Origin of the sequence: Dyadobacter sp. LHD-138 (assembly GCF_030929615.1) — a bacterium.
In the GTDB taxonomy this organism is placed as follows: domain Bacteria; phylum Bacteroidota; class Bacteroidia; order Cytophagales; family Spirosomataceae; genus Dyadobacter.
Genome location: NZ_JAVFVU010000098.1, coordinates 1 through 1,778 on the forward strand (window position 1 = coordinate 1; position 1,778 = coordinate 1,778).

The 1,778-nt window shown below is 39.2% G+C and carries 2 protein-coding genes and 1 pseudogene; all 3 read right to left on the bottom strand.

Translation table 11 applies throughout. The features are described from left to right. A pseudogene (locus tag RB622_RS30040) lies at window positions 1–200 on the bottom strand (IS3 family transposase); the annotation flags it as partial. Window positions 201–253: 53 nt separating this feature from the next. Then, window positions 254–559 (bottom strand): transposase, encoded by a 306-nt coding sequence (locus RB622_RS30045; protein ID WP_308050538.1) that lies wholly within the window; start codon window positions 557–559, stop codon window positions 254–256. A gap of 46 nt (window positions 560–605) precedes the next feature. After that, entirely contained in the window at window positions 606–1,643 is a 1,038-nt protein-coding gene (locus RB622_RS30050; protein ID WP_308050539.1) for a site-specific integrase, read from the bottom strand. Between the last annotated feature and the right edge of the window lie 135 nt (window positions 1,644–1,778).

The following is a 1,778-nucleotide window of genomic DNA, read 5'->3' on the forward strand; positions in this document are numbered from 1 at the left end:
GCCACTTTCTGACGGCTGATTTTTGTACCATTTTGATTTAAGGATGCCTTGATTCTCCGGCTGCCATAGCGTTTCATATTTCTGATAAACTCGATCCGAATCTCATGTTTGGGACGATTGTACTTTTTGTCCGCATTATAACTTTTACCTCGCTTGTAACGATAATATGCTGTTCTACTTATATCGAACAGTGCGCACAAGTGGCTAATTTTGTGCTTTTTAGTAAGCGAAGATACCAAGTCATAGACATCTCTTAATTGGACGAACTCAAGAGACCCAATGCCTTTTTTAGAATTTCTAGGTCTGTTTTTAACCGTTCAATCTCGGCCTTTAACTTTGCGATCTCGGCAGCAGCTTTACTACTACTTTCAGATTCGTTGGCCTTAACTTTTGTCTTCATTGCGGATAAAGTTTTCCAACGATACAGCAGATTTTCAGCAATTCCAAAGGCCTCGGAGATTTCACTCACTTTTTTGCCCGAGATTAACATTTTAAGAATTTCAGCTTTGAAATCTGGCTCGTAACTCCGGCGTTGCTTTGACTTTTTTTCATCTTTCATTTTTGCAAAATTTATGCAAAAAAGTGTGCCGCTTTTTTAGACCACCTCAGGTCAACGATTTGCTGATACCACACAGTACTGCAATTTCTTTTAAAAAATCATTCATTTTCTGATTGCTTGCAACCGGTAAGAGATTCCCTTTTAAGACGCGAACAGGATTTTCCAAGTATTTGTCGACAATTGCTTTTGCCTCAGGTAGCAATGGAATGTTACATTCCTGATCTGTTTTAACCCGCCGTATAAATATCCATTGCTGCCCGTCAAATCCTTCAACAATGTCGGAGGGCCTTAGATTGTGAACGTCGCTATAAGAAAGCCCTGTATAACAGCAAAATAAAAATGAATCCCTTACTTGTGCAAGCCGTTCTGAAACAAATTTCTTATCAGCAATCAAATCAATCTCTGTTTGCGTGAGTATGGCTTTATCTACTTTCTTGTATTTCCCCTTGAAGTTCGAATACGGGTCGACTTGAATCCAGTTATTATTTAAACAAATGTTAATGATCTTTCGAAGCATTTTCATGTGTCTGACTACCGAATTATTACTCATTTTACGAACGGAACGTAGATAAAATTCATAGTCGCTGACAAAAGCGAAATCGACTTTTTTGATATCCAAATCTGATGCCCCGAATTTCGCCTTTAAAAAAGACGAGGTATGGCTTTCCAGCACTCTATATCGATTAAGTGTCCCTGGTGCATACTCTGTTCCTACAAGTGCTTCCATTCGCTGGTTATGCTCTTTTATTACTCCCAACAGAAGTTTGGGATTTTCAATCCGGCCCTTGAATTTATCTTTAACTGATTCCGCTGTAATTAGCTCACCGCATCTTACAAGTTCACTATGGGCACCAAATACTTTCTCCTGCAAAGTATTGAGGTATGCATTTGTGGACCGAACGTCTTCTTTACTGCCAGATAACCTACTGGCTTTACTGTTCCATCTTTTTGGATCACATTGCCTTCCCGTGGCTATTTCAATCCGTTTCCCGTTGACGGTCAATCTTAAATAAATAGGTGCTTCACCACCATCATAATTCTTTTGCTTTCTCACATAGAAAAGCAGACTCAAATTTGTCGTCATAACTTTTAAGTTAAAAGGGATCAAGCTGAAAAGTTGGGGGGAATGAAATAAATTATTTGCTTTGTAGCCCGAACCAATCCCGTTTGTGTTGAACGAATCCTATCAAGCCTTAGTCCGTATCCTTTTGCCAGAAGG